Raw genomic sequence first — 26,976 nt, forward strand, 5'->3', positions numbered from 1 at the left:
TCCAATACTAGGAGCGTCTTTATTTGGATATAAACCATTTGCTTATTAAGGAGGAATGATGAATTCCACTTTGATACCGACAACCGTTAAAACAAATAAACTCACTAAATGGGCGAAAAAAGGGGTAACATTTGCTTTAATGTTATTAACTTTATTTGGGCCAGCCGCAATAACCGGCGGTATATTAAAACGTGTGAGTTATAGACCGTTACGTTGGTTGGTTCTATTGATAGCTGAGCCTATGATAAAAATGGGGCTAGATAAGTTATCGCGTCACGTGTCTTGGGAGAAACATGAAACGCTTACAAAATGAACTAACTGCACTGATTAATCGAGGCGTAGATAGGCATTTACGCCTCGCTGTTACAGGGTTAAGCCGCAGTGGTAAAACAGCCTTTATTACCTCTTTAGTCAATCAACTCACCAATGTACATAGTGGGGCGCGTTTACCTTTATTTTCTGCGGCACGCAACCAACAGTTATTAGGGGTTAAACGTATACCGCAACATAACTTAAGTATTCCACGCTTTACTTATGATGAAGCTATGGAGTCACTTTACCATACGCCACCCAGCTGGCCTGTTCCCACTAAAGGTGTCAGTGAAATACGTTTGCAATTACGCTATCGCTCTCATGAGTCTTTAACGCGTTTTATAAAAGAGACTTCATCGCTCTATTTAGAAATTGTTGATTATCCCGGTGAATGGCTACTTGATTTACCTATGCTTGAGCAAGACTATTTTGAATGGTCTGAGCAGATGAATAGAGTTAATCAACAACGAACGGCACCTGTGCAACAGTGGCAGTCGTTAATAAAAAAATGTGATCCCTTTGCCCCTGCTGATGAAACGCTGTTAGCCGAGATCGCCGCAGCTTATACTGAATACTTATTAGCCTGTAAAAAACAGGGACTACATTTTATTCAACCGGGACGCTTTGTTTTACCGGGGGAATTATCCGGTGCACCTGTTTTACAATTTTTCCCTTGGGCTGACTTAACGCAATACGATAGTGCTAAATTAAAAAATGCCGATAAAAAAACGAATATTGGTATGTTAAAAAAGCGCTATGAATATTATGGTCAACATATTGTAAAAGGATTTTATCGCGACCATTTTCAAGGGTTTGACAGACAAATTGTCTTAGTCGATTGCCTACAACCCCTAAATCAAGGTGCGGATGTTTTTAATGATATGAGACAAGCGCTCACACAATTAATGCGCAGCTTTCATTATGGCAAACGAACCTTATTAAGACGTTTATTCTCCCCCTGTATTGATAAACTGCTATTTGCAGCCACTAAGGCTGACCATATCACGCCAGATCAGCATGAAAATTTAGTCTCTTTGTTACAGCAACTTATTCAAGATGCGAAACAGAATGCTATTTTTGAAGGAATAAGCATTGATTGTATGGGGCTTGCTTCTATTGCTGCGACAGAAAGTGGCATTGTCGATCATCATGGTGAAAAAATCCCAGCCGTAAAAGGCTACCGACTAACGGATAATCAGCCGCTCGTTTATTTTCCAGGAGAAGTTCCTAAGAGATTGCCTGAAAAGGCATTTTGGCAAAAGCAAGGATTTAGTTTTGAATCTTTCCGGCCTCAACAAATATCGAGAGACAGTGCCGTTCCCCATATTCGTATGGATAGTGCCTTGGAGTTTTTATTAGGGGATAAACTAAAATGAATGAGCCATTAAAATCACGTATTGATTTTAAACAATCAACCTTACAAAACGAAGAAATTAGCTTAAAAAAAGGGCTTGATTTCAATCAAGATGAACAATTTGTTCCCTACAATCCGCAATTAGAGGCACAGGAAAATGAAGGGCGTTTAGAAGGTGAGATCCAATCGGCCCTAAAGCCTAGAAAAAGTTTATGGAAACGCTTAATAACAGTGGCGAGTACTATTTTAGGTGTCAGTGTTATTGCTCAAGCGGGACAGTGGATCTATCAATCATGGATAAATTCTGATTGGATTGCTTTAGGCGCAGCCAGTGCGGGAGGATTAATTGTTATTGCGGGTATGGGATCGGTAATTACTGAGTGGCGTCGTATTTATCGTTTACGCCAACGGGCTGACGAGCGTGATAAAGCGAGAGAATTACTCTATAGTCATGCAATAGGGAATGGTCGCCCTTTTTGTGAAGATTTAGCCAAACAAGCAGGTATTAATTCACAACATCCTGCTTATATTCGTTGGCAAAGTACATTACATGATACGCATAACGATAGAGAAATTTTAGAATTATATAGCCAATTAGTACAACCGATTTTAGATAAGCAAGCACGGGCTGAAATTAGTCGTTCTGCAGCGGAATCAACCCTTATGATTGCAGTAAGTCCATTAGCAATGGTGGATATGGCGTTTATTGGTTGGAGAAATATTAGGTTAATTAATCGTATTGCACAAATATATGGTATTGAACTTGGTTACTATAGCCGACTAAAGCTATTTCGCTTGGTACTCGTCAATATTGCGTTTGCTGGGGCGACTGAATTAGTGAGAGAAGTGGGAATGGATTGGCTTTCACAAGATTTGGCTGCTCGGTTATCCACGCGTGCCGCTCAAGGCATTGGCGCTGGATTATTAACTGCCCGATTGGGAATTAAAGCAATGGAGTTATGCCGTCCATTACCCTGGATTGATAATAAGCCTAAATTGAGTGACTTTAGAAAAGAGCTTATTGGTCAATTAAAAAATACATTAGGTAATAAGAAGAAAGAGTGAGTTACCTATCAATATATTCTTTAATTCAATATAAATTGAATAGCCTCAACAATAAGTATTATTGTTGAGGTTTTTTTATCGCTAAATTAATTGTTAGTGTATATAAAAGTGATGTGTGTATGGGCAAGGAAATAATTTATTTCTATCAAAAAATATACATTTTATTGTTGTAAAGTTAGTTGGTATTACATTGGTAAAAAAATAGTTATAAGTAAAGATTAATAGCTTTAAGGTGTTTATTTAACTTATTGTATTTATTTGATTTTATTTTTTAACATTTAGCTAACGTTTTTTCTTTTTTTGATAGTAAAGCTTATCAACTTTAGTATGATAAATAGCGTCAACATAATATAAATGTATAACTGCGATGATATTTAATATTAAATTATTAGCTGGTTAGTATTTTTTATAATAGTGTTTTTATATTAGTTTATATCTAAAGTACGAGGAAAGAAAAATGAAGATTGAAACAATAAAAAAACTTTCAAAACAAAGACGCAAGTTTTATATTGGTTCTTCTTTGAATATTACTCATATTAACCGTCAATTGGCCTTTTTAACGCCTATTTTGGATGATGCAATTGATAAAATAAAATATGCACAACAAAAGCAAGTTATATTATCACCAATTAAAGAAACGGCACAGATCTTTGAGTATGTAAAAAACAATAATAAAAAGAAAGCAGCGATATATGCACTAGATTATCTCATTTTTTGTTTTTCTCATGGTTGTTGTACAATCAAAAAATTTATAAGAAGAGAACTTATGTTTTTATTGGAAAGGATCAAGCATTTTATCGCTTATGAGTTAAAAGAGATCATTCAACCTTCAACATTTTTCTGTTTTAATTTTTTAAAAGCGTTAAAAAAGCATTTATAATCAAAATATCACCTCTTTTGTGTAAAAATAAATGCTAATAGTGTCAACTTTTGCTGACAAAGCCCTTTATTTAATTGATATTAATGTATAATATCAGCAATTAGTTCAGGGGCACTCAGTATTAAGAAGGTTTAAAATGCGCTTAGAAGTTACCTGTAAAGATCGCATCGGGTTAACCCGCGAATTACTCGATCTGCTTGTATTAAAAAATATCGATTTGCGTGGAATTGAAATCTTTCCTATTGGTCTTATTTATCTAAATTTTTCGCAAATCGATTTTAATATATTTCAACCTTTAATGGCTGAAATCAGAAGAATTGAGGGGGTTATCGATGTTCGTACTGTGGCTTTTATGCCATCAGAGCAAGAGCATCGAGCTATGTGGACACTATTAGAATCAGTACCTGTCCCTGTCTTTTCTATTAATACCAAAGGTCAAATTAAGTTATTAAACCCAGCTACACGGCATCTGTTTGAATTAGATGAAAATGATAAAAATGAAAAATCTTTTAACCAACTGATACCTAACTTTAATATCCATCGCTGGTTAGAACAAAAAGATCCTCATGCTGAAATTATCTCCATCAAATTAAAAAAACAACATTTTGATATGGAGATTGTGCCAATAAAACTGACTGATGATAATCAGTTTAATCATTGTGTTGGTGCACTTATTTTATTGAAATATCGCGGAATAATTCATGAGCATCCGAAATTAATTGTTAATGATAATTCGGGGTTTGAACAAGTTATTGCTGTTAGCACCCCCATGAAACAATTAGTTGAACGCGCTAAGAAAATGGCAAAAATGGATGATCCTTTATTATTAGTGGGGGATACGGGGACGGGCAAAGATCTATTTGCTAAAGCTTGCCACTTATTAAGTCCTCGAGCCAGAGAGCCATTTTTAGGTCTTAACTGTGCCTCTATGCCTGATGATGTGGTTGAAAGTGAGTTATTTGGTTATGCGGCAGGTGCATATCCTAATGCTATCGAAGGTAAAAAAGGCTTTTTTGAACAAGCCAATCGAGGCACTGTTTTGCTGGATGAAATTGGCGAAATGTCGCCACAAATGCAAATTAAACTCCTGCGTTTTTTAAATGATGGTACTTTCCGTCGTGTTGGGGAAGAGCACGAAGTTAAAGTTGATGTTCGAATAATTTGTGCAACACAAAAAAACTTATGGGAATTAGTACAAAAAGGGCTATTTAGGGAAGATCTCTACTATCGACTTAATGTATTGACATTAACTCTACCACCGCTACGGGAAAGAAAAGCGGATATCATGCCGTTAGCACTGCATTTTATTAATCAATATTGTTTAGAGCAGAAAGCATCAAAACCTGTTATTTCCCCTGATTTATCTGCTTATTTAGTACAATATGGCTGGCCTGGTAATGTTCGCCAATTAAGAAACACAATTTATCAAGCCATGGCTCAGTTAGTAGGCAATACATTGCGACCTCAAGATATCGCCTTGCCTGAGCATACTGCGGATACTTTATTTGATGAAGATTTGCTTGAAGGCTCGTTAGATGAAATGACTAAGCGATTTGAAGCTTCTATTTTAAGGCGTCTATATCGTGATTATCCAAGTACACGTAAACTGGCTAAACGTTTAGGTATTTCTCATACCGCGATCGCAAATAAATTACGTGAATATGATTTAACAAGTAAAAAAGCGGATAAAACAGAGAAATAATATTATATTACAATGTGTTAATGGTTTTTATTTAAATAAACGGGCTATATTAGCCCGTTTGTTTTTTACATTACTCGGTATGAATAACGTTATTATCAATTATTTTAGTACAGCTAATGCTGCGTCATAATTAGGTTCAGTGGTGATTTCATCAACTAATTGGGTGTAGATAACGTTGTTACTTTCATCAAGTACAATCACAGCACGGCTAGTTAATCCCGCTAAAGGACCTGATGTAATCGCGACACCGTAGTTTTCTTTAAATTCCGCACCACGCATTGTTGATAATGTGACAACATTATCTAAACCTTCAGCACCGCAAAAACGTGCTTGTGCAAAAGGTAAATCTGCTGAAATACACAGTACAACGGTATTATTTAATTCGTTGGCTACTTTATTAAATTGGCGAACACTCGCTGCACAAACACCAGTATCTACACTTGGGAAAATATTTAATACTTTACGTTTGCCGGCAAATTGCGCTAAAGAAACATCATTTAGATCTTTACCTACTAAAGAAAAATCGGCTGCTTTTTGGCCTACAGTGGGGAAATTTCCAGCTAAAGTCACCGCATTACCTTGTAAAGTCACTTGATGTGCCATTGTTGTTCTCCTTTGTTACTTATTGAACTAACCATTATTAATACTAAATTATTAACGATAATATTCGTTAATGCGTAACCATGATTAAAATTTGTCTACATCTCTAAAATAAAAGAGTGAAAACGGTAAAATTGATAAAATTTTTGCAATCAGTGATTGTGCCTTTTTATCAGGCTTTTATAATTATTAAGTTAACTCGCTTATAGACTACAGGACGAAACAGACATGCGCAAAATATTCGTTATATCATGTGCACTTGTCGTTCAAGGATTGCTCATATCACAGGCTAATGCGGCAGTGGTGCCATCAGGAACGATACTCGACAAAAAACAGGAAGTAGTGCGACATTTAAAAGATGAACCCGCATCACTTGATCCCATTAATGCCGTAGGTTTAACGGAGGCTCAAGTTCAACGAGACTTATTTGAAGGATTAGTGATAGAAGATGAGCGAGGGCGTCCCATTCCTGGAGTGGCACAATCATGGCGAACAGAAGATAACCGGGTTTGGATTTTTACATTACGTGATAATGCTAAATGGTCAAATGGCGAAAAGGTGACGGCTTCTGACTTTGTTTATAGTTGGCAAAGATTAGTTGATCCAAAAAATCTTTCTCCTTTTGCTTGGTATGCAGCCCTAGCTTCTATTGAGAATGCCCAAAAAATTATTGATGGTAAATTAAAACCAACCGCGTTAGGTGTGGAAGCCATTGATGAAAAAACGTTAAAAGTTACCTTAGAACGACCTGTTCCTTATTTCCCTAGTTTAGCGACCAATTTTTCACTTTATCCTGTACCTAAACACACAATCGAAAAATACGGTTCAGAATGGATCAAAGTAGGTAATTTAGTCGGCAATGGGGCTTTTATACTAAAAGATCGCGTTGTGAATGAGAAAATTGTGTTAACGCCAAACCCTTACTATTGGGATCACCACAATACGGTGTTAACCAAAGTCACTTTTGTGCCTATTAATCATGAATCACAAGCGACTAAACGTTATTTAGCTGGGGATATTGATATTACAGAGTCTTTTCCTAAACACTTATATCACAAATTGATGAAAGATATTCCTGAGCAAGTGTATATCCCTGAGCAGTTAGGTACTTACTATTATGCATTTAATACACAAGCAGGGCCTACCAAAGATATTCGGGTTCGCAAAGCGTTAGCTATGGCGATTGATAGAAAAATTATTACAGACAAAGTCCTTGGTACTGGAGAAAAATCAGCGAATCGCTTTACTCCTGATGTGACGGCTAATTTTACACCTGAGCCAACGCTATATGATGAATACAGTCAGGATGAATTAGATAGCCAAGCAAAAATATTGTTATCAGCAGCCGGCTATGGTCCTCATAATCCTTTAACTCTCTCTCTGCTTTATAATAATTCAGAAAATCATCAAAAGATCGCCATTGCTGTTGCTTCTATGTGGAAGAAAAAGTTAGGCGTAAAGGTAAACTTACGCAATCAAGAGTGGAAAACTTATATTGATAGTCGTAATTCAGGTGATTTTGATGTGATAAGAGCGTCATGGATAGGCGATTACAATGAACCCTCCACATTTTTATCTTTATTAGGCTCTAAGCATGCTGGAAACATCCCAAAATATCAGAGCCAGCAATATGATGAGATTTTAGTCCAAGCCAATATGACGACAGATGAAGAGGAAAGAAATCGTCTCTATAATCGTGCAGAACAGGTTATTGCGGAAGAGGCGCCTATTGCCCCTATCTATCAGTATACTAATGGGCGTCTAATTAAACCTTGGCTAAAAGGTTATCCCATTGAGAATCCTGAAGATGTCGCTTATAGCCATATGCTGTATGTTATAAAGCATTAAATAAGTGTTACAGGCAATAAGATAAGAAAGCCAAAATATTAGCAAAGAGTACGTAATGATTATTGCGTACTTTTTTTTAGGGGAAGAGAGATAGAGAAAAAAAATCCCTCTGTTATGCAACAGAAGGAGACTCAAAAGGAATAAACATTGCAAAATTATGTTAATATAATTTTGCATGAATGTTTTGACTAATCGTGCAGTTGATGCAAAGTATAAATTTATACTTTTTATTTATAGGTATAACTACTTAATATAGCTTTATAATTATAATTTCAGTGGTCAGTAAACGTATTTTAACAACAAATAAAATTGATAAGATTATTTTTAACTTATGTTATCGTTTATTTATAAAACATTAAAAACGATAGCCTAGGGATAATTGGATACTATTTAGTCTAATATTATGTTTGTTTGACTCAGTATCTGAATGTAAATAGCCAAGATTAATGCCTAGATTTTTTCTAAGGCTATAATCAATACCCGCTTGAAACATCACATTGGTGGTGTCGACGATAATGGTATCGGTTACCGCAACGCCTGAATAACTTTTATCAACTCGATATTTTAATTTTTTAGGCCCCATTTGGGCGTAGATAGCCAAAGAAGGTGTAATTCGATACGTTGGGCCTATTAACAATGCAGAAACCTTTGCATGTTCATCTTTTGTGCCTAGTTTAAGTGAGCTAGCGTCTATAAAATGGCTTTGATGTGTTGACTTGATATGCAGTAATGAAAGTAACATTCCCCAGTGAATATCGGATCCATAGTGATAACTTATTATTGCACCATTTGCTTTGTGGTTTTTTATTTTTCCATATATGTAACCGCCATAAATTGCCTGATTATTCTCAAAAGCATGTAGTGATGGAGAGAAAGGTAAAATAAAGCTTATAAATAAAATAAGATTTTTTTTCATTATCGCGTATCTAATTTGTTGGAGATGGCGATATTTTTAGTGAGTTAATAACATATTTCAAGTTAATTTCTTTGGAATGATTCTTAAAAAAAACTAGCATTCTTATTGAGTTAAAAGAAATTATTTTGGTATTAATAGAAGGGTAATTACTATAATCTTAGATAATATAAGATATTTTATAAATAATCGTTATTATTATTGGATCTTATTTATAATTTATAGCTAAAGGAAAGCGTAATAATAGCGAAATAAACAATGGATCCGAAAATCCATTGTTTAGCTAGTGAGTTATTTACTTTTTATCTAAGATCTCAACCAGTGTATATTTGATGCTTGGTGCATCCGCAGGAGGATTAGGAATATCTGTAACTTTGACTTTTACTTTGTACTGCGTTCCCGCTTGGTAATCAAATCCTTCGATATTTTGATAGAAGAGAGACCATTCACCAGCAGGTAATTCTTTTACTTTCATGCATTTCATTGGTGCAACACCAACACAATCATAAAGCTGAGAGTCAATAAGCAGTGTTTTTGTCGAATCGTTCATAACTTGGGTGTTGGTTCCTGTCGCTGTATTGCATCCTGCTAAAAGTAAAAATAAAGGAATGGTGAGAAACTTTTTCATATTAATAGCCTTATTTCAGGGGCGACAAATTAATTTAATATTTACGTTTATTTTAAGCAAATTTCATTTTTATGACTAATATCTAGTGCCAATCGATAACCTAAATATAGGCATATATTGAAAAATCTATCATAACCTAATAATTAATGCTTATTTTAGTGTAAAAATCTTAAAGTAAAAAATATTTTACTCAATAATATTGTTGTGGATGGGCGGATGTGATGGCGTTAATCTAGGCTAAATAGTGGCTTGATTTAACCTCTTGCAACATAATCAAATAAAGGCAATATTATTGATTGTTTACATGATTTTAGAAAAATGCATAAAATTATATTTTAAATGATGGTATCAAGGAGGACGAATAATGAAAAGTGTCAATAACGCTATAATCGAAGATTCTGATGCTATCTATACGGCTCAGCTTAATGGGCATGGCGGAATTATGCCGATCACGGCTAATAGCATAGCAAGTAATGAAAGGCCTTTTTGGGTTCATCTCGATTATCGTAAACCCAAAAGTGATCAGTGGATTAATCAGACTGAGTTACTTCCTCCTATCGCAAAAGATGTGCTTTTAGCTGAAAATGTTCGACCTAAGGCACAGCGTATCGGGGAAGGAGTTATTATTAATTTGCAAACGATTAATAACAACCCCGATGATCGGCCGGATGAACTGATTGCGTATCGTATTTATATTAATGGTCAAATGATTATTTCGAGCCGACATCGTCGCGTTAATTCCGTTGATTCGGTGATCCACTCTTTAGAAGTGGGTGATGGTCCAGAAAATAGTGGTAGTTGGTTGATCACTATGGCCGATGCAGTGACAGATGAAATAGGTGATTTTGTTGAAACACTTCATGACCAATTAATTGAGTTGGAAGATATGATCCTCGATCAGCAAATTCCGGCTCGAGGTGAATTGGCATTGCTACGTAAGCAACTGATTGTGTTACGCCGTTATATGGCGCCACAACGTGATGTATTCTCCCGACTTTCTATCGAAAAATTACCTTGGATGAGCGACAGTGATCGCATTAGTTTGGTTGAAATATCAGAACGTCTCTCGCGTCGATTAGAAGATTTAGATAGTAGTATTTCTCGTACAGCCGTTATTGCTGATGAAATTACTTCAATGATGGCAGATGCGATGAACAGACGAACATATACTATGTCATTAATGGCGATGCTATTTTTGCCCACGACCTTTTTGACAGGACTATTTGGGGTTAATTTAGGGGGGATCCCCGGTAATGAATTTCCTTATGGCTTTGCTATATTTTGCTTTTCACTGTTTTTCTTGATTGTGATTGTTGCTTGGTGGTTAAAGCGTAGTAGGTGGTTGTGAAATTTCAGCAAATTAATCGTAACTAAATGGATTTAAAAAAGAATTCTCTAACTCTGTTTGAGATATATCAATTTTTTAAATGCCAACATCTGGCATTATAACTCTCGCAGGTGAATACAACGTTGAGCGATGAACGTTGTGCTCCATAATTGTAGTTTTTCTCATATTGAGTTCTTAATACAGAATAATTGACCATTATTACACCGATGTTAAATAAACATCGGTTTTTTTTTGCTTATTATTCTTGTCATAAGCAAAGCATATTAAACCCCAGCGCAACGACGATGGTTTGCTAGGGATAATACTGGCTATGCTTATTTTACCTCAACAACATCCAATCTAGCTTGGCTAAAATCAGGACGCTCATCTTCATCATCGGAAAGAATAGGGCTTGTTGGAATATCATCCTTATCAAATGCTAGATCACCGCCGTTAATAATCTCATCACCCTGTTTGATATTAGCAAAGTCAAATAATTGGGTATCACATAGATGCGACGGAACAATATTTTGGGTTGCCCTAAACATGGTTTCAATGCGCCCAGGGTAACGTTTATCCCAATCTCTTAGCATCTCTTTGATCACTTGGCGCTGTAAGTTAGGTTGAGAGCCACAAAGATTACAGGGAATAATAGGGAAATTTTTTGCTTGAGCAAAACGCTCAATGTCTTTTTCTCGGGCATAAGCCAATGGACGAATAACGATATGTTTTCCGTCATCACTCATTAATTTAGGTGGCATGCCCTTTAGCTTTCCACCATAAAACATGTTCAGAAACAGTGTTTCTAAAATATCATCACGATGGTGACCTAAAGCAATTTTTGTTGCCCCAACTTCGGTGGCTGTACGGTATAAAATACCACGACGTAAGCGAGAGCAAAGTGAACAGGTGGTTTTACCTTCTGGGATGATCTCTTTTACAATACCGTAAGTATTCTCTTCAACAATTTTATACTCTACACCCAGTTGCTCAAGATATTCAGGTAAAATATGCTCAGGGAAGCCCGGCTGTTTTTGATCTAAATTAACGGCAATTAAGGAAAATTGTATTGGCGCGCTTTTTTGCAAATTCATTAAGATAGATAGGAGAGTATAGCTATCTTTCCCGCCAGAAAGGCACACCATGATTTTATCGCCATCTTCAATCATATTAAAATCAGCGATAGCTTGCCCAACGTTACGGCGTAAGCGTTTTTGTAATTTGTTAAAATTATATTGCTCTTTTGGGATGCTCATTTTTTACGGTTCTATATCGTTGCTAAGGTTTTTTAACTTACTTTAAAGGGGTTTTCTGCTTTGTTTTCAATTTGTTGCATGACGTGCTTTATCGGAATAACATAATATCTATGCGTTTAAACGAATAAAGCTAAAAAGCAAAATTTAATCACCACTTATTGCAAGGAAATGATAAGCCGACAATGATAACAGAAGCATAGCGCATTTCGAAACTGCTAAGTAAAATAATCGCCACCCTGTGGGGCTGACTTACTGACCAAGATAGTAACGGGGAAAATAGCGATTACTATAAAGATAATCAAAGATAATCGCTATTGATAACAACAGCCCCTTATTTAAGTCACTAAAGGACGTCTATTTAAGAGGAGAGTGTGGCAAGTTTGGTGGCAAACCCCATAAAAAATAGCCCAACAATACCATTTCCCAGTTTAGCGATATTTTTACGTGAACCGAAGAAACGCGCCAATGCTACACCACCAAAAATAAGAAAAGAGAGATAAACAAAGCTAAATGCTTCAAGCATAGAAGCTAAGATCAAGTAGGATAAACCAGTATGTGCATAGTTAAAGTCGATAAATTGCACAAAAAAGGAGATATAAAACAAAATCGCTTTGGGGTTGGTTAAGCTTAATGTTAATGCCTTACGAAATACATGTTCTTGAATACAGTTTGTCTCAGTATGGCTTTGCTTTTTGGCAAAGAAGTTAGCATGAATAATTTTGATACCGAGATAGAGTAGATAAAAAGCACCTAAGAAACGGACAATAGTAAAAAGCACAGGAGAGGCTTTAATAACTGATGCCACACCGATAAATGCTAAGAAAATTAAGATAGCATCGCCAATAAAAACCCCTAATGCGGCTCGATAACCTGCACCAACTCCTCTTGATGCACTGGTTTTAAGCACATAAAGGGAATTAGGGCCGGGGACGATAATAATAAAGAACATACCCGCAAGATATGTCCAAATATTGAGCACTCCAAATTGTTCAAGCCACACAGTAACCCCCATACTTTTACTGTACATGATATAAACTTTGACCTGTTATTATATAAAGAGAAACAGAAAAATTTAAACGCCTATTTTTATACACTTTTAGCATAATTATTCGTAAATAATGATTTTTATACAGAAAGTAAGTTGTTTTTTAGTAGAAAATAGGGGGGAAGATCATCGTGATACAGAACAAAAGTGAATAGGGTCAATATTATCTTAAAAAGTAGAGTTTATCTTATTGATTTATCTATTTTTATCAAAAATAATAGCAACGTATACACTTGCATATAAAACTAAGGAAATAGATCATGGCAACCACTTTTCTACCTATTGGTCTCTTTGGGCCATTAAACCCTATTGGTTTGGGCGGTATTATGTTTGAATTTTTCTATTATTTTTAATAATAATATAACCTCTATAATAGTAAATAGTACCTCATCACCATTCTATATTAATAGTAAGGGATATTTATGATAAAGGTTATTGCAGAAGATTTTATTAAATCAGGATCAATAGAAACGGTCTTACCACTTTACCAAGAATTGGTGAAAGCTAGCCAACAAGAAGCACTTTGTATTAGCTATGATTTATTTGTTGATGAGAAAGATCCCGGTCACTTTATTTTTATTGAATCATGGCCAAATAAAGAAGCACTAGATATTCATTGTAATAGTGAACATTTTCGTCGCATCATTCCGATGATTAAACAATATACAAAAGCAGAGTCAAAAATCACTTTAGTCAATAGTGTATTTGATAAAAATATAGATTAATCATTTTATGTCTATATTTTAACGTATTAATAAATAATATATTAATTGGGGCCGCATTATTTATTGCGGCCTTGTTATATGTTGTGAACTATATTGAATAAAGCTCTAAAGGTAAGCCATCGGGATCTTGAAAAAAGGTAAAACGTTTTTGGCTACTAGGATCAATACGTATTGGCTCACATTGAATATTGTTTTGTTGTAAATAAGCAACTGAAGCATCAAGATCGTCCACTGCAAATGCCACATGGCGTAGACCACGTGCTTCTGGGTAACTTAAACGTGCTGGCGCATCTGGGAAGCTAAATAATTCAATTTGGTAGACTGTACCTAACGCAAGCTCAGCTTTCCAAGATTGTATTTCTTCACGGTATTTTTCATTTAATAGGGTAAGCCCCAGTATTTGACAATAAAAATGTTTGCTGACGGTATAATCAGAACAAATAATCGCCACATGATGAATTTTATTTAATTTTAACATTGATAACTCAACTAATAAAAAAATAACATAAGATAAATTATGCTATAAAGATAGCATAAAATAATAGATTTAATAATATTTATTTTATATAAGCGTATGATTTTTTATTTTTATATTTTGGTTAATTTAGAATAATCAAAAACAATAACAATTCTTAATATTTACTTAATGGTGGATAAAAATAATATAAGTTTACTCTAATTAAATAGAGAGATTTTATTTTCATTTTATTAATAAGAATTTCTTTATAATAAATGTTTTTTATTGTATCGTTTTTATTGTTTAAAGATGCTTAACTTCATAAAAAATATAATTTTTTTAGTTTTTTGTTATTTTATATAGAGAATAAAAATGAAATTTAATTTTTTGCTTTCAACTTCAATACTCGTTGTTTCTACTCTTTCTTTTAATGCTTATGCAACATTAGAAAATACAGTGTCGATAGGGTATGCTAAATCTAAATTGAAAGTCGATGAAGATTTAATAAATGATAACCTTAAAGGTATTAACTTAAAATATAATCATGAAGTAGCTAATGATTGGGGCGTTATCAGTTCGTTTTCATATGCAAAAAATAAAAATGATGGTTATGATCATTGGGGATATGCAGGTACTTCAAAGATTAGCTACTATTCGTTAACGGCAGGTCCAAGTTACCGCCTTAACAATTATGTTAGTGCATATGGACTAATAGGTTTTGGCTATTTTCATGAAGACTTTCACTACTATGATGAAAGAGAAAAAGAAAATAAGATATCAATGGCTTATGGATTAGGTGTACAAGTAAACCCAATCACTAACTTGGCTATTGATGTTTCTTATGAGTACTCCAAACTATATGATATTGATTTTACTACTTGGGTAGTGGGTATCGGTTATCGTTTTTAATCAAAGGTGTCACACACGATAGTCAATATATTTTCTAAGGTCGCTTTTGCGACCTTTTTAGTCTTTATATAAGCTACTTTTAAACAAATTAAAATTGATAAGTTCGCCAGTGTAGTTAAACAGACAAATTGTGTGGTTATTAAGAAGTTAAGATTTCCAAATAATATGGTACATGGGTTGCAGGGGATCACGACTAATTAATACACGACCAAAAATATCATCAATATCGGCATTTTCATCCGGTGCAAGACCGATAATCACTTCACTAAACCGGGCTGATGAAACAGGTAAACCGACAATAAATTGCCAATCATTCCCTAATGTAACAACTTCAGCTGCACCTCGTTCTTCAAATTGTAAATTAAAAAGCAGCTGATCGGCTACATCAAGATTATCAGCGGCTTGCGCTAAAAAGAGATCATAGGCTTGTTCTAAAGCTTCTTCTTCACTGATTAAGGTTGGTTGGTTCATGGTCATGCCTATAAATTATGTCAATATTGTCGCGCTATTTATATCGATAGTTAGCTGTTTTCGCTAACTATTTTATTGTTGATATAATTACTGAGCTGATTGTATCACTCTTTCTAGAGAAGTGGGCTAAAGAAATAACAAAGGCGTTCTAACACCCGATTCATAAATGGACGTTTTTCCCATTCATCAAGAGTAAGTTGTGTTGAACGGGCAATATAATCATATTGTACGATGCTAAGATCACTAGCAAAACATTCATCATCAATCACAACAGTTATTTCAAAATTAAGCCATAAACTACGCATATCAAGGTTAACCGAGCCAACCATACTCAGTTGACCATCAACCATTACACTTTTTGTATGTAATAGGCCATCTTCAAATTGAAAAACTTTTACACCCGCCTCAAGTATTTCAGTAAAAAAGGCTCGGCTTGCCCAACGTACCAGGAAAGAGTCATTACTTCGTGGCACAATAATACTGACATCAACACCACGCATAGCGGCGGTTGAAATGGCATGAGCCAGATCGTCACTTGGCACGAAGTAGGGGGTTGTCATGACTAATTCTTTTCTGGCTGAATAGATGGCCGTAATTAATGATTGTTGAATGAGTTCTTCAGGAAAGCCGGGACCTGAGGCAATCACCTGTGTAGTATGCCCATTTGCTTGTTCAAATGGCATAATATTGTTATCTGGTGGCGGTGGTAAGTGGCGTTCACCGGTTTCCATTTCCCAGTCGAAAGCATAAATAATACCCAGTGTCGTAGAAACAGGGCCTTCCATTCTGACCATAATATCAATCCACTGACCGACACCCGCATCTTGTTTAAAATAGCGTGGATCGACCATATTCATACTGCCGGTATAGGAAATGTAGTTATCAATTAATACTATTTTACGATGCTGACGTAAGTCCATACGACGCAAGAAGAAACGGAACAGATTGACTTGCAATGACTCGACAAATTCAATGCCGGCGGCTCGCATTCTTGCAGGGCCATTGGTGCGAAAGAAACTACGGCTTCCTGCAGAATCCACCATAATGCGACATTTTACACCACGTTTAGCCGCTTGAATAAGGGCTTCAGTGACTTCCTCTACCAATCCTCCGGATTGCCAGATATAAAACACCATTTCAATATTATCGCGCGCATTATTAATATCACGCGTGATGGCATTTAATGAGTCTTCGCAAGTTGTTAGTAGCTGGATCTTATTACCTTTTACACCATTAATACCTTGGCGTTTAGCGGTTAACTGAAAAATGGGCTCCGCAACATCACTATAGTGTTTAGCGAAAATATGTTTACATTTTTTTAATTCTTCAAGCCATGCAACTACGGAAGGCCACATCTGCCTAGCATGTTCGACACGGCGTTTACCAAGATGAAGTTCACCAAAGGCAAAATAGGCGATAACACCGACTAAAGGAAGGATATAAATAATCAGTAGCCATGTCATCGTTGAGGTGACAGGTCGTCGATGCATTAGGACACGAAATGTGACCCCTGCGATCAATAGCCAATAGAAGAAAAAAGTTAGCCAACTTAATACAGTATAAAATGTTGTCATAGTAAAGCTATTTTCCGTTGAAAAAGAATCGCATGAATAGGTCGGAGGCAATTTACTAACAATAGTTCATTATTTCTATTATTTGCCAAATGTTGTTATTAAATCAGGATTATTTTCTCTGTCAAATCTCTCTGGTAAGAGATAAACATCAAATAAGTCGCTAGATACTTATTTTGATACATTTTATTTTTGAGAGAAAGGTATAAGGTATAAAGCATAAATAAAAAATAAGGCAAATTATCAATCCCCCCTTGGATCATAAAATGAACGTCCTATAATACACCACTTATTTGAAAAAATAGGTATTGATTGCAATGAGACATAGCAGGAATGAAGTGGCACGTTGGCGAATGATGAGACAAGCGTTACGTCGCCGTCGCCGTTGGTTAGAGGGTCAATCACGCCGTAACTTACGTATTTACCAAATGCGTAAGCTTGATACTTCTAGAAAACATAGAGCGCTGTTGTTCGTGCAATACACCGAACTAAATTGATCTTTAGCTTTTTTAGTTGTTATAGCAATCATTTTGATAAACGTTATTGAATATGATTGCTATTTGCATTTAAACTAGGGACATTATTTTTTGTTTAGGTGAAATAAGATCAGTTATGCGCTTTAAGCTTTGGGTATTTATATCACTGTGTTTGCATGCCTCGCTTGTTGCGGCTGCCATACTGTATGTTGTAGAAGATAAGCCAATTGCACCAGAACCTATCTCTATACAGATGCTAGCCTTTGCTGCAGATGAGCCAGTAGGAGAGCCTGAGCCTGTAGTTGAAGAGGTGACGCCACCGGAGCCTGAGCCTGTTGTCGAGCCAGAACCTGAGCCAGAACCAGAACCGATCCCAGATGTAAAACCGGTGATTGAAAAACCGATAGAGAAGAAGCCCGAACCCAAACCAAAACCTAAGCCAAAACCGGTGGAAAAACCAAAGCCACCCGTCGAACGACCACAGCAACAACCATTGGCGCTGAACAAGGGAAATGAGATGAAGAATCTTAACCCCAATGCTACACCGAGTAATAAAGGTGAGGAAAAGCCTGTTGCGACAACTAGCCAAGGGGAAGGAAAAATACCTAATGTGCTTCGCCAAGGGTTACCTATCTATCCTCCTCGTGCCAAGGCCGTGGGTATTGAGGGTTCAATAAAAGTACGCTTTGATATCGATGCCGATGGACGGGTAGATAATGTAGAAATTCTCTCTGCTAACCCCAAAAATGTCTTTGAACGCGAAGTGAGAAAAGCAATGCGTCAATGGCGTTATGAGAAAATCCCTTATAAAGGTAAAGTGGTTATCATTGATTTTAATATAGATGGTGTTTCTGCAAGTTAATAAGAAACCATTGATTGATAAAACGTCACATCACTCAATGATAAAAAAGGCACTTTTGATAAGTGCCTTTTTTGTTGGTTTTATTGAGTTTAAAAGGTTATTCCATGGTACTTGCTAAGGTAAAATTGGTTTTACCTTCAGGTAGGCGACGAGCACTATTATTCTCATCGACTGCCACATAAGTAAACACGGCTTCAGTGGCACGATACCGTTGACCTACCGGCTCGGTTGCTACTTTTTTAACCCACACTTCAATATTAACAGTAATTGAAGAGTTACCGGTTTTTAAACAACGAGCATAACAGCAAACGACGTCGCCAACGGCAACAGGTTTTAGAAAGGTAATGCCTGTTACACTTACAGTAACAACGCGACCTAAGGCAATTTCTTTCGCTAAAATGGCACCACCAATGTCCATTTGAGACATTATCCAGCCACCGAAAATATCACCATTGGCGTTAGTATCAGCTGGCATGGCAAGCGTACGTAATACTAGCTCACCATTAGGCAAAGATTGTTGTTCAGTCATGGGGAAATACTATCTATCAATGTTAAAACTAAGGAGACTCCCTTGAGGCAGTCTCCCGATAAAATAGAGGTCATTATTCAGATTTAGATGTCACATCTTTATGTAATACTTTAGATGTTGATGTTGTTCCGTTATCTGATGTTTCAGATGTATGACTTTCTGTTGATTCCTCTTTCGTCTCTTCTTCGGGTAACCGGTTGTTCCAGATATACACAACACTAATCACAGTAAAGATTAAGGTTAATATTGTTAACCCAAAGACTTTAAAGTTTACCCAAGTTTCTTGAGATAAAGAAAATGCGACATAAAGATTACCCAGCGCACAAGCTAAAAAGAACAGTACCCAAGCGATATTGAGTTTTTTCCAATTAGTCGCTGGCATCGCTAATTCTTTACCTAGCATTCTTTCCATTAATGTTTTCGGCGTAAAGAGTTGCATCGCAATAAGCACTAGCGCAAAAATGGCGTAGATTGCGGTGACTTTCCATTTAATAAAGACATCTGAATGGAAAGCGATAGTCAATGTACCAAATATCGTTACAACGATTGCGGTGATCAGTGGTGCTTTTTCGACTTTATGGAAAATAAGCCATGTTAAACCGACTGAAATCCATGTTGCTACAATTAATGCGCCAGAAGCATAGAAAATATCTTGCCATTTATAAAAGATAAAAAACACTAATAGTGGAGCGAAATCAAGTAATTGCTTAAGCCAGCCGTTTTTCATAACCGATAGAAACCTATTGTCGTTAAATTTATAAACTAGGTTATTCTAATGCAAAGCGACATGAAAAGGGTAAACAATTGCATATCTTTAATAAGATCAGGCTTATTTATCACAATATGGCGGTTTTATATTAGATTAACTCATTGAATATAAGGTTTAATTTAATCTTGTGTCATTTAAAGATAAAGTATTGATTATGGTAGGAGATTAAAACATCACTCTAGTATATGATTCATTGAGCCATTATCTCTTCACGCGACTTTTTGATGAATGCGCGAAAAAGTAATTCAGATAAGAGGAAATCAATGAACGGAAAAAGAATAATAAAATGGATGCCTGGATTAGGCTTATTGTTTAATTATCAGCGTGAATATCTTGGATATGATATTAAAGCAGGGCTTTCTGTTGCTGCGGTTGCATTGCCTGTTGCTATCGCTTATACCGAATTACTCGGTATCAATGCCATTGTGGGATTATACGCCTGTATCTTACCCATGATCATGTATGCTTTATTTGGCACTTCACGCCAATTAATTACTGGCCCTGATGCTGCAACTTGTGCCGTGATAGCCGCAGTTGTCATCCCTCTTTCTGCGGGGGATGAAAATACCCGTTGGCAACTGGCCATTATAATGACTGCAATGACCGGTTTTTGGTGCATTCTTGCGAGTCATTTTCGCTTTGGCGCATTTACGGACTTTCTCTCTAGACCTATATTACAAGGTCTATTAAATGGCGTTGCCATCACTATCATGGTGGGGCAATTGAGTAAAGTATTTGGTTTTACCACCTCCCCAGAATATTTAATTGAAAAATTACTTGAAGTACCTTTTCGATTAAAAGAAGCACATTGGCCAACACTGTTGATGTCGGCGCTAACCTTAGCATTACTATTAGGTATTCGTCATTTTAGACAACGTTGGCCCGCTCCGTTAATTGCTATGGTGGTGATGACCTATTTGAGTTGGCAGTTTGATTTAGTCAATTATGGGATTGCTATTGTTGATAAAGAAGCAGACAACGGTGATCTCTTTTTACCCATCGTTTCAATGAGTGGCTTTCATCTTGGATCACTTCGTGAATTAATTGTTCCTTCTATTAACCTTGCGGTGATTAGTTTTGTTAGCTTTATGATGACGGCAAGAAGTTTTGCTAGCAAAAATGGTTATGATGTTGATGCCGACCAAGAATTAAAGGCATTAGGCATTGCTAATATCGCATCGGCACTTTCGCAAGGATTTGCAGTAAGTGCCGCCAGTAGCCGTACTGCGGTGAATGATTCTGTTGGCGGTAAAACACAATTGGTCTCTATTGTGGCAGCGTTAGTGATTTTAGTTGTGTTGCTTTTTATGACCGACTTTATTGCCTACATTCCGTTATCTTCTTTAGGCGTTGTGCTGATTGTTTCCTCTTGGTCATTGCTAAGTATTCGTCATATTTGGTCTTATCGTAAACGAAATCGACAAGCTTTTACCTTAGCAACGTTTACTTTATTAGCGGTGTTGTTAGCGGGATTGATTAACGGCATTGGTTTTGCTGTGTTACTTGGGTTATTGCAATTTTTACGTATTGTATTCCGCCCAAGTGATCAGTTATTAGGTGTTGATGAACAAGGAATGATCCACTCAATCAACCAAGGTAACGGCATTGAATCGATATCAGGATTGATGATGTATCGTTTTAATTCCCCCTTAACCTATTTCAATGTTGGCTATTTTAAAAAGCGGGTACTACAGCTAGTGGACAGTGCGCCACAACGTCCTGCATGGTTAGCGGTTGATGCTACCGTAAGTTTTACTTATGACGATGTGAGTGTTTTTGCTGTTATTGATGAGCTAATTAGAGAGCTTAGGATCAAAGGCGTTAAATTGGTATTGGCTGGGCGCAGAACAGAATTAAATCGTTGGATTGCACGTAACAAGATCACTATCAATGATGATGATTTAATTATTGCCCCCGATCTCTATTTTGTTATTCGTTTATATCAAAGTCGACAACAAATAAAAGAAAAACACAAACAGCAACAACAAGTGCCGTTTGCTGAAGATAACCAAGCCACTTTCATCAGGGATACGGAAACGGGTGGATAGAATGAATAACATGGGGTTTAGTGGCTGGATAGGTGTGTAAGATTAATTGATTGTTTTTAAATGATTATGTTAATAACAATGCCGTGCTAATTTATTAATCACATTAGCACGGCATTGTTTGCTACGAGGGGATTACTTGGTGATATATTTATTTTCAGTCAGCATAAACAGACGGAATAGATAAATAATCATCCATGCAGACGTAATATTCTTTAAAAAATAATATAAAAATTTGTGGATCATGTTAGGCAATTCACCCGTAATATTGCTTAAGAAGCCAATCCCAAATTGTAATAAAATCCAAATTCCTAAGGCAGGGATCAGCGCCCCTGATTCACCAAAGCCCATTTTCCAGCCTAGACGTATTGCGCTACCAATAGATTGTTGGCGTACCAGTACGACTGGCGCTAGTGCAAATCCCACTAATAAAATGATACCAGGGATAATCAACATAAAGCCTGCACTAATTAAAATAGAGCAGAGCAAAATTAGCAGAAACATCTTCGGTAAACGGGGTAAGCTGGCATTAAACGTTTGGTTCAATGTCACGTTATGACCGGCAGAAAGTGCCATTGCCAACATTAAAATCACTAAAACCAGAATACTTTGCTGAAAAAGCTCAAAAACATAGACCAGTAAGACCTTTTGAAATACCCCAATAACACTGTTATTCATCGCTTCTAATTCAGCGGGTGAGACATCAGCGAATCTGGTTTTTTGAAAATTAATAATAAAGTCATTAATTATTTGTGATTCTTGTGCATTAGGGCCAACCAATAGATATATGACAGCTAAAATGAGGGCCAAAACTGCAGATAGCGTGATAATGCTACGTTGTTCATTTTTATAAAAGTTAAGACTATCACGGTAGATTGTGCGTGCCGGGGTAGGCATGAAACTGCTCCTATACAAATAGACTAAGTCAATGGGACATATTGTACCTTTTAAGACAACAAAAAGGGATCATTTCTGTTATTTCTATAGCTATTGTTATTGAAAGGTTTTTTTCATTCGTTTGGTGAATGAAAATTAAATAATCAAATCAGATGAAACATTAAATTAACAATTAAATAACGATATTGTCAAATATTATCTTTTAATGAGGTTCTTTTATTTAATGATTCTTAAAAACAATAAATTTAATTATAAGAAAATATTGTATTAATGCTAAATTTGATGTGGATCAATTATAAATAATCAGCATCATAAATAATAAAGAGAGGAATAACACTTTCTGCAAAAATAATTCCAAAGTTGTGATCGGCATTAGATCATAATTACTTATTAATGGGTATATTTTAGCGGAGATTTTACTTATTACAGGAATGGGTTAAATAATGAAAAAACTTTCTGCGCTTATTCTAGCGGCTGCAACACTTGCACCGTCTATTTCTTTTGCTCATCAAGCGGGCGATTTTTTATTCCGTGCGGGTACTGCAACAGTTCGTCCTAATACAGGTTCAGATACTATATTAGGTGGGCATTTTGATGCTAATAACAACACTCAATTAGGTTTAACCTTTGGTTATATGGTAACTGATAATATTGGGGTTGAGTTATTAGCAGCAACACCTTTTGAGCATAAAGTTTCTTTAACTGGTGTGGGCGAAATTGCTAAAGTTAAACATTTACCGCCAACATTAATGGCACAGTATTACTTTGGTGGTGCTGAAGATAAATTACGCCCTTATTTAGGTGCTGGTCTAAACTTTACGACCTTCTTTGATGAAAAATTCAATAATAATCCAGCGGTAGGCCAACTTGGATTAAATGATCTTGATCTTAAAAACTCTTGGGGCTTTGCAGCACAAGCAGGTTTAGACTATAACCTAGATAAAAACTGGATGCTGAATGCTTCTGTTTGGTGGATGAATATCGAAACCGATGTCAAATTTAAAGATGGCGATGGAAACCACTATAAAGTGGATACTCGCTTAGACCCATTTGTGTTTATGTTTGGTGTTGGTTATCGTTTCTAATTATTCTTGCAATAACAGAATATGCTATTAAGTATCAGCGGGGCAGTGGCTCCGCTTTTTTTTATCTGTGTTAATCATAATTGCTTATCTACAGTGATCGTGTTTAGACTAAAAAATTTTATTACCTCTATTATGTGTATTAAGGCTTAGCTGATTATAACTAAAATAATAGAGGTATATTTTAATGGTGCATTAAAAATGCATCTTTATATTTTTTATTAGTTAAAAAAATAATCACTATTCTCGATGAGCATTTAATTGGCTCGCATAAATGGGAATGTATAGATGTATTTTATTTGCATGTTTTATTTGCGTATGATATTGCCTAATAATAATTAAAAAATAGCGCCTAAATCGGCCAAAAATATTATTACTGATATTGAATAGTACTATTAAGAAAATGATGGTCGCATCAAATTTAAGTGAAAGTCACCAGTGTGGTGAAAATAACATCGAAAAAAGATAAGTATAGCTTTAGTTTTAACGGTTTTTTTTGGGGTATTTTACCCGTAAAAAAGAAACGGCTAATTTTAGTAAAACAGAGAATTTGTCAAAAATTGATCTTCATACCAAAGAGTGTGGATTGCTTTAGATGAGACAAGAAAAAAACCACCGAAGTGGCTTTTTTCTTACTGACTTATAAAAAATAGCTTAACGGATAACCATTGAGTTAATGACACCTTTAACGCCAGTGACTTTACGTGCGGTTTCTATGGCGCGATTTGCATCAGCCTGTGAAGAGACAAAACCACTTAACTGAACTTTACCTTTAAATGTCTCAACGCTAATTTGTGTTGAGTTTAGGTTTTTCTCACCAATTAAAGCTGTTTTTACTTTAGTGGTGATCACCGAGTCATCAAAATATCCCCCAGTGCCTTCTGATGTTGCCGTTGGAGAGCATGCAGATAAAGTCATGGCCATAAGTAATGCCGCTAATACGGTAGAAATTTTTGCCCATAGTTTCATTATCAAACTCCTTATAATGACATTATTGATTGAGTACTACTGAATAGAAAACCTAAAGCTGTATACCCTATATAAAGTATGTGCAAGAAATGACAGATTGCCAACTGACTGAGCAAAAATAGTTTTATGCTTGTTCAGGCGAATCAAGCATTACTCGCGCTACGAATAGAGGCTGATGGGGAAGTGATGGTCGATTGTTAATGATTAAATTAGGAAAAATCTGCTTAGGAAAAAGTTTTCTCTAAGCAGACGGCGATAATAATTTTAGACTTAAACGATTATTGTTGCGGCTTTCATTTGTTGCACAAACTGCGTCAACATTTTTAACATCACATCAGGTTGATGTAGGTTATTTTCAATAATTTGTACAACGGCTGATCCTGAGATAGCGCCAAATGCACCATTACTAATGGCCTGTGAAACTTGTTGTGGCTCAGAAATCCCAAAACCTTGTAATGCAGGTGGTGCATTATAAGCTTTAAGTTTACTGGTTAAATGAGTGAGTGACTGTTCTGCTCGTTTATCTGTCCCCGTAACACCGGCTCTTGATAATAGATAAGTATATCCCTCTGCGCTGGTGGCTAACTCTTGTAATAACTCATCATCTGCATTGGGCGGGCAAATAAAAATCGGGGCAATATTCGCGCTAAATGCCGCTTCTCGAAATTGTTTTGCTTCACGTAAGGGAACATCACCAATCAGTACTGAATCAACACCCGCTTGTTGGCATTTATGGTAAAAATTATCAACGCCATTGCTAAAAACAAGATTTGCATACACCAATAGTCCAATCGGAATAGTGGGGTGTTTTTGGCGGATCTGGCTTAATAACTCAAAACAGAGGGTTGGGGTGACATTAGCATTTAATGCCCGTAAGTTTGCCCCTTGAATAGTAGGGCCATCAGCCAGTGGATCAGAAAATGGAATGCCTATCTCTAACGCATCTGCACCCCCTTCAATTAATGCGTCAATAATTTTTAACGACAGTTCAGCATCGGGATCACCTAAAGTGACAAAGGGAACAAACGCGCCTTGTTGTTTTTGTGCTAATGCTTCAAAGCATAATTGATAACGGCTCATTAAATTTCTCCTCGTGCAGCTAAAATATCGTTAACAGTAAAAATATCTTTGTCACCTCGTCCGGATAAATTGACAATTAAGAGTTGTTCTTTATCTGGATTTTGGGCAATCAGTTTCAACGCATAGGCCAGAGCATGTGACGATTCTAATGCGGGGATGATCCCTTCACGGCGTGATAGCGTTTTAAAAGCCTCAATGGCTTCATCATCTGTTACAGAAACATAATCTGCACGGCCAATGCTGTTTAAATGCGCATGTTGCGGGCCTACGGATGGGAAATCTAATCCTGCAGAAATAGAATAGGACTCTTCAATTTGGCCTTCTTCGGTTTGCATAATCGGTGATTTCATACCGAAATAAATGCCTAACTTGCCATGTTTTAATGGTGCTCCGTGCTCTCCTGTTTCGATCCCTTTTCCTGCCGGCTCAACACCAATTAATTGTACTGAGGTTTCTGGTATAAATGAGGCGAATAAGCCAATGGCGTTAGAGCCACCGCCAATACAGGCGATAACGGCATCAGGGAGACGACCTTCACGGGCTAAAATTTGCGCCTTAGCTTCATCCCCAATCATGCGCTGGAATTCGCGAACAATAGTGGGATAAGGATGCGGGCCTGCCGCAGTGCCTAATAAGTAGTGAGCACGCTCGTAGCAGCCAGACCAGTCACGTAACGCTTCATTACACGCATCTTTTAATGTTGATGAACCACTATGCACCGGAATAACTTCGGCACCCATTAAACGCATACGAAATACATTGGGTGATTGACGTTCAACATCTTTTGCCCCCATATAAATACGGCACTTCATATTTAACAGAGCACAAGCTAACGCAGTGGCAACACCATGTTGCCCAGCGCCCGTTTCTGCAATAATCTCTGTTTTTCCCATCCGTTTTGCTAGCAGTGCTTGGCCTAATACTTGGTTTGTTTTATGAGCACCGCCATGCAATAAATCTTCACGTTTTAGATATAAACGGGTACGAGTACCTTGGGTCAAATTGCGACAGAGTGTCAGTGCCGTTGGTCTACCTGCATAATTTTTGAGTAGATCTTGAAACTCTTGCTGAAATGACGGATCGTTTTGTGCGTCAATAAAGGCTTGTTCAAGTTGATCTAATGCAGGGATCAATATTTCTGGTACATATTGACCACCAAACTCACCAAAGTAGGGATTAAGTTTTCTCATTGTGATGTTGTCCT

Annotated in this window: 27 protein-coding genes; 13 read left to right on the forward strand and 14 right to left on the reverse strand. The window is 36.4% G+C overall.

Annotation, left to right across the window (positions count from 1 at the left end; genetic code table 11):
* Positions 1-58: 58 nt before the first annotated feature.
* From pspD to tyrR, 5 genes are all read left to right on the forward strand, one after another.
* Entirely contained in the window at positions 59-313 is a 255-nt protein-coding gene (gene pspD / locus AACV00_RS03300) for a phage shock protein PspD (protein ID WP_236645512.1), read from the forward strand.
* Positions 294-1,688 (forward strand): YcjX family protein, encoded by a 1,395-nt coding sequence (locus AACV00_RS03305; RefSeq protein WP_004243096.1) that lies wholly within the window; start codon positions 294-296, stop codon positions 1,686-1,688. The genes pspD and AACV00_RS03305 overlap by 20 nt, the downstream gene beginning before the upstream one ends.
* Positions 1,685-2,731, forward strand: coding sequence for a YcjF family protein (locus AACV00_RS03310; protein ID WP_004243095.1), 1,047 nt, complete (start codon positions 1,685-1,687; stop codon positions 2,729-2,731). Before AACV00_RS03305 ends, AACV00_RS03310 begins: the two co-directional genes overlap by 4 nt.
* Before the next feature lie 457 nt (positions 2,732-3,188).
* A complete protein-coding gene (locus tag AACV00_RS03315; RefSeq protein ID WP_049219577.1) occupies positions 3,189-3,611 on the forward strand; it encodes a hypothetical protein in 423 nt (140 codons plus the stop codon).
* 136 nt (positions 3,612-3,747) lie between these two features.
* Entirely contained in the window at positions 3,748-5,313 is a 1,566-nt protein-coding gene (gene tyrR / locus AACV00_RS03320; RefSeq protein WP_004243093.1) for a transcriptional regulator TyrR, read from the forward strand.
* 99 nt (positions 5,314-5,412) lie between these two features.
* Here tyrR and tpx read toward each other — a convergent pair whose 3' ends face one another.
* The gene (tpx, locus tag AACV00_RS03325; RefSeq protein ID WP_004243092.1) at positions 5,413-5,916 is read right to left on the reverse strand and encodes a thiol peroxidase; all 504 of its coding nucleotides are present in this window, start codon (positions 5,914-5,916) and stop codon (positions 5,413-5,415) included.
* Between the two features lie 225 nt (positions 5,917-6,141).
* Here tpx and AACV00_RS03330 point away from each other — a divergent pair, with 225 nt between their 5' ends.
* Positions 6,142-7,761 (forward strand): peptide ABC transporter substrate-binding protein, encoded by a 1,620-nt coding sequence (locus AACV00_RS03330; RefSeq protein WP_004251029.1) that lies wholly within the window; start codon positions 6,142-6,144, stop codon positions 7,759-7,761.
* Positions 7,762-8,116: 355 nt separating this feature from the next.
* On the opposite strand, the gene AACV00_RS03335 is transcribed toward AACV00_RS03330, so the two are convergent.
* Together AACV00_RS03335 and AACV00_RS03340 are read right to left on the reverse strand one after the other, a co-directional pair.
* A complete protein-coding gene (locus tag AACV00_RS03335) occupies positions 8,117-8,677 on the reverse strand; it encodes a porin (protein WP_049236172.1) in 561 nt (186 codons plus the stop codon).
* Between the two features lie 292 nt (positions 8,678-8,969).
* A complete protein-coding gene (locus AACV00_RS03340; protein WP_004248145.1) occupies positions 8,970-9,302 on the reverse strand; it encodes a DUF4377 domain-containing protein in 333 nt (110 codons plus the stop codon).
* Between the two features lie 364 nt (positions 9,303-9,666).
* Here AACV00_RS03340 and zntB point away from each other — a divergent pair, with 364 nt between their 5' ends.
* The gene (gene zntB, locus AACV00_RS03345) at positions 9,667-10,650 is read left to right on the forward strand and encodes a zinc transporter ZntB (RefSeq protein WP_004243087.1); all 984 of its coding nucleotides are present in this window, start codon (positions 9,667-9,669) and stop codon (positions 10,648-10,650) included.
* Positions 10,651-10,964: 314 nt separating this feature from the next.
* Here zntB and ttcA read toward each other — a convergent pair whose 3' ends face one another.
* On the reverse strand, positions 10,965-11,885 hold the full coding sequence (ttcA, locus tag AACV00_RS03350) for a tRNA 2-thiocytidine(32) synthetase TtcA (RefSeq protein ID WP_004243086.1): 921 nt from the start codon (positions 11,883-11,885) through the stop codon (positions 10,965-10,967).
* A gap of 358 nt (positions 11,886-12,243) precedes the next feature.
* Positions 12,244-12,912, reverse strand: a complete 669-nt coding sequence (leuE, locus tag AACV00_RS03355; RefSeq protein ID WP_004243084.1) for a leucine efflux protein LeuE — start codon at positions 12,910-12,912, stop codon at positions 12,244-12,246.
* A gap of 440 nt (positions 12,913-13,352) precedes the next feature.
* Here leuE and AACV00_RS03360 point away from each other — a divergent pair, with 440 nt between their 5' ends.
* Positions 13,353-13,655 carry a putative quinol monooxygenase gene (locus tag AACV00_RS03360; protein ID WP_004251042.1) on the forward strand — a complete coding sequence of 101 codons (303 nt, stop codon included), beginning with the start codon at positions 13,353-13,355 and terminating at the stop codon, positions 13,653-13,655.
* Positions 13,656-13,743: 88 nt separating this feature from the next.
* On the opposite strand, the gene gloA2 is transcribed toward AACV00_RS03360, so the two are convergent.
* Entirely contained in the window at positions 13,744-14,133 is a 390-nt protein-coding gene (gene gloA2 / locus AACV00_RS03365) for an SMU1112c/YaeR family gloxylase I-like metalloprotein (protein WP_020945701.1), read from the reverse strand.
* A 351-nt stretch (positions 14,134-14,484) separates the two neighbouring features.
* Between gloA2 and AACV00_RS03370 the strand changes: the two genes are divergently transcribed.
* Positions 14,485-15,021, forward strand: a complete 537-nt coding sequence (locus tag AACV00_RS03370) for an Ail/Lom family outer membrane beta-barrel protein (protein ID WP_004243080.1) — start codon at positions 14,485-14,487, stop codon at positions 15,019-15,021.
* Between the two features lie 147 nt (positions 15,022-15,168).
* Here the strand turns inward: AACV00_RS03370 and AACV00_RS03375 are convergent, their stop codons facing one another.
* A complete protein-coding gene (locus tag AACV00_RS03375; protein ID WP_012367973.1) occupies positions 15,169-15,498 on the reverse strand; it encodes an HI1450 family dsDNA-mimic protein in 330 nt (109 codons plus the stop codon).
* A 107-nt stretch (positions 15,499-15,605) separates the two neighbouring features.
* On the reverse strand, positions 15,606-17,066 hold the full coding sequence (gene cls, locus AACV00_RS03380; RefSeq protein WP_004248139.1) for a cardiolipin synthase: 1,461 nt from the start codon (positions 17,064-17,066) through the stop codon (positions 15,606-15,608).
* A gap of 314 nt (positions 17,067-17,380) precedes the next feature.
* On the opposite strand from cls, the gene AACV00_RS03385 reads away from it, so the two are divergent.
* Together AACV00_RS03385 and tonB are read left to right on the forward strand one after the other, a co-directional pair.
* Positions 17,381-17,560, forward strand: coding sequence for a YciY family protein (locus tag AACV00_RS03385; RefSeq protein ID WP_004248137.1), 180 nt, complete (start codon positions 17,381-17,383; stop codon positions 17,558-17,560).
* Between the two features lie 115 nt (positions 17,561-17,675).
* A complete protein-coding gene (tonB, locus tag AACV00_RS03390) occupies positions 17,676-18,401 on the forward strand; it encodes a TonB system transport protein TonB (protein ID WP_036972024.1) in 726 nt (241 codons plus the stop codon).
* A gap of 97 nt (positions 18,402-18,498) precedes the next feature.
* Here the strand turns inward: tonB and yciA are convergent, their stop codons facing one another.
* Together yciA and AACV00_RS03400 are read right to left on the reverse strand one after the other, a co-directional pair.
* Positions 18,499-18,930 (reverse strand): acyl-CoA thioester hydrolase YciA, encoded by a 432-nt coding sequence (gene yciA / locus AACV00_RS03395; protein ID WP_004243075.1) that lies wholly within the window; start codon positions 18,928-18,930, stop codon positions 18,499-18,501.
* Positions 18,931-19,003: 73 nt separating this feature from the next.
* Positions 19,004-19,657, reverse strand: a complete 654-nt coding sequence (locus tag AACV00_RS03400) for a septation protein A (protein WP_004243074.1) — start codon at positions 19,655-19,657, stop codon at positions 19,004-19,006.
* Between the two features lie 305 nt (positions 19,658-19,962).
* Between AACV00_RS03400 and AACV00_RS03405 the strand changes: the two genes are divergently transcribed.
* The gene (locus AACV00_RS03405; RefSeq protein ID WP_046334290.1) at positions 19,963-21,747 is read left to right on the forward strand and encodes a SulP family inorganic anion transporter; all 1,785 of its coding nucleotides are present in this window, start codon (positions 19,963-19,965) and stop codon (positions 21,745-21,747) included.
* A gap of 132 nt (positions 21,748-21,879) precedes the next feature.
* Here the strand turns inward: AACV00_RS03405 and AACV00_RS03410 are convergent, their stop codons facing one another.
* Positions 21,880-22,641: a YciC family protein gene (locus AACV00_RS03410; RefSeq protein ID WP_004243072.1), complete on the reverse strand. Its 762-nt coding sequence runs from the start codon at positions 22,639-22,641 to the stop codon at positions 21,880-21,882.
* Between the two features lie 443 nt (positions 22,642-23,084).
* On the opposite strand from AACV00_RS03410, the gene ompW reads away from it, so the two are divergent.
* Positions 23,085-23,726, forward strand: a complete 642-nt coding sequence (ompW, locus tag AACV00_RS03415; RefSeq protein WP_004243071.1) for an outer membrane protein OmpW — start codon at positions 23,085-23,087, stop codon at positions 23,724-23,726.
* Between the two features lie 651 nt (positions 23,727-24,377).
* On the opposite strand, the gene AACV00_RS03420 is transcribed toward ompW, so the two are convergent.
* From AACV00_RS03420 to trpB, 3 genes are all read right to left on the reverse strand, one after another.
* The gene (locus AACV00_RS03420; protein WP_004243069.1) at positions 24,378-24,692 is read right to left on the reverse strand and encodes a BON domain-containing protein; all 315 of its coding nucleotides are present in this window, start codon (positions 24,690-24,692) and stop codon (positions 24,378-24,380) included.
* A gap of 270 nt (positions 24,693-24,962) precedes the next feature.
* Positions 24,963-25,772, reverse strand: coding sequence for a tryptophan synthase subunit alpha (trpA, locus tag AACV00_RS03425; protein WP_036907997.1), 810 nt, complete (start codon positions 25,770-25,772; stop codon positions 24,963-24,965).
* Positions 25,772-26,962, reverse strand: a complete 1,191-nt coding sequence (gene trpB / locus AACV00_RS03430; protein ID WP_004243066.1) for a tryptophan synthase subunit beta — start codon at positions 26,960-26,962, stop codon at positions 25,772-25,774. Before trpB ends, trpA begins: the two co-directional genes overlap by 1 nt.
* Between the last annotated feature and the right edge of the window lie 14 nt (positions 26,963-26,976).

Source organism: Proteus sp. G3927 (assembly GCF_963894685.1).
GTDB lineage: Bacteria > Pseudomonadota > Gammaproteobacteria > Enterobacterales > Enterobacteriaceae > Proteus > Proteus mirabilis.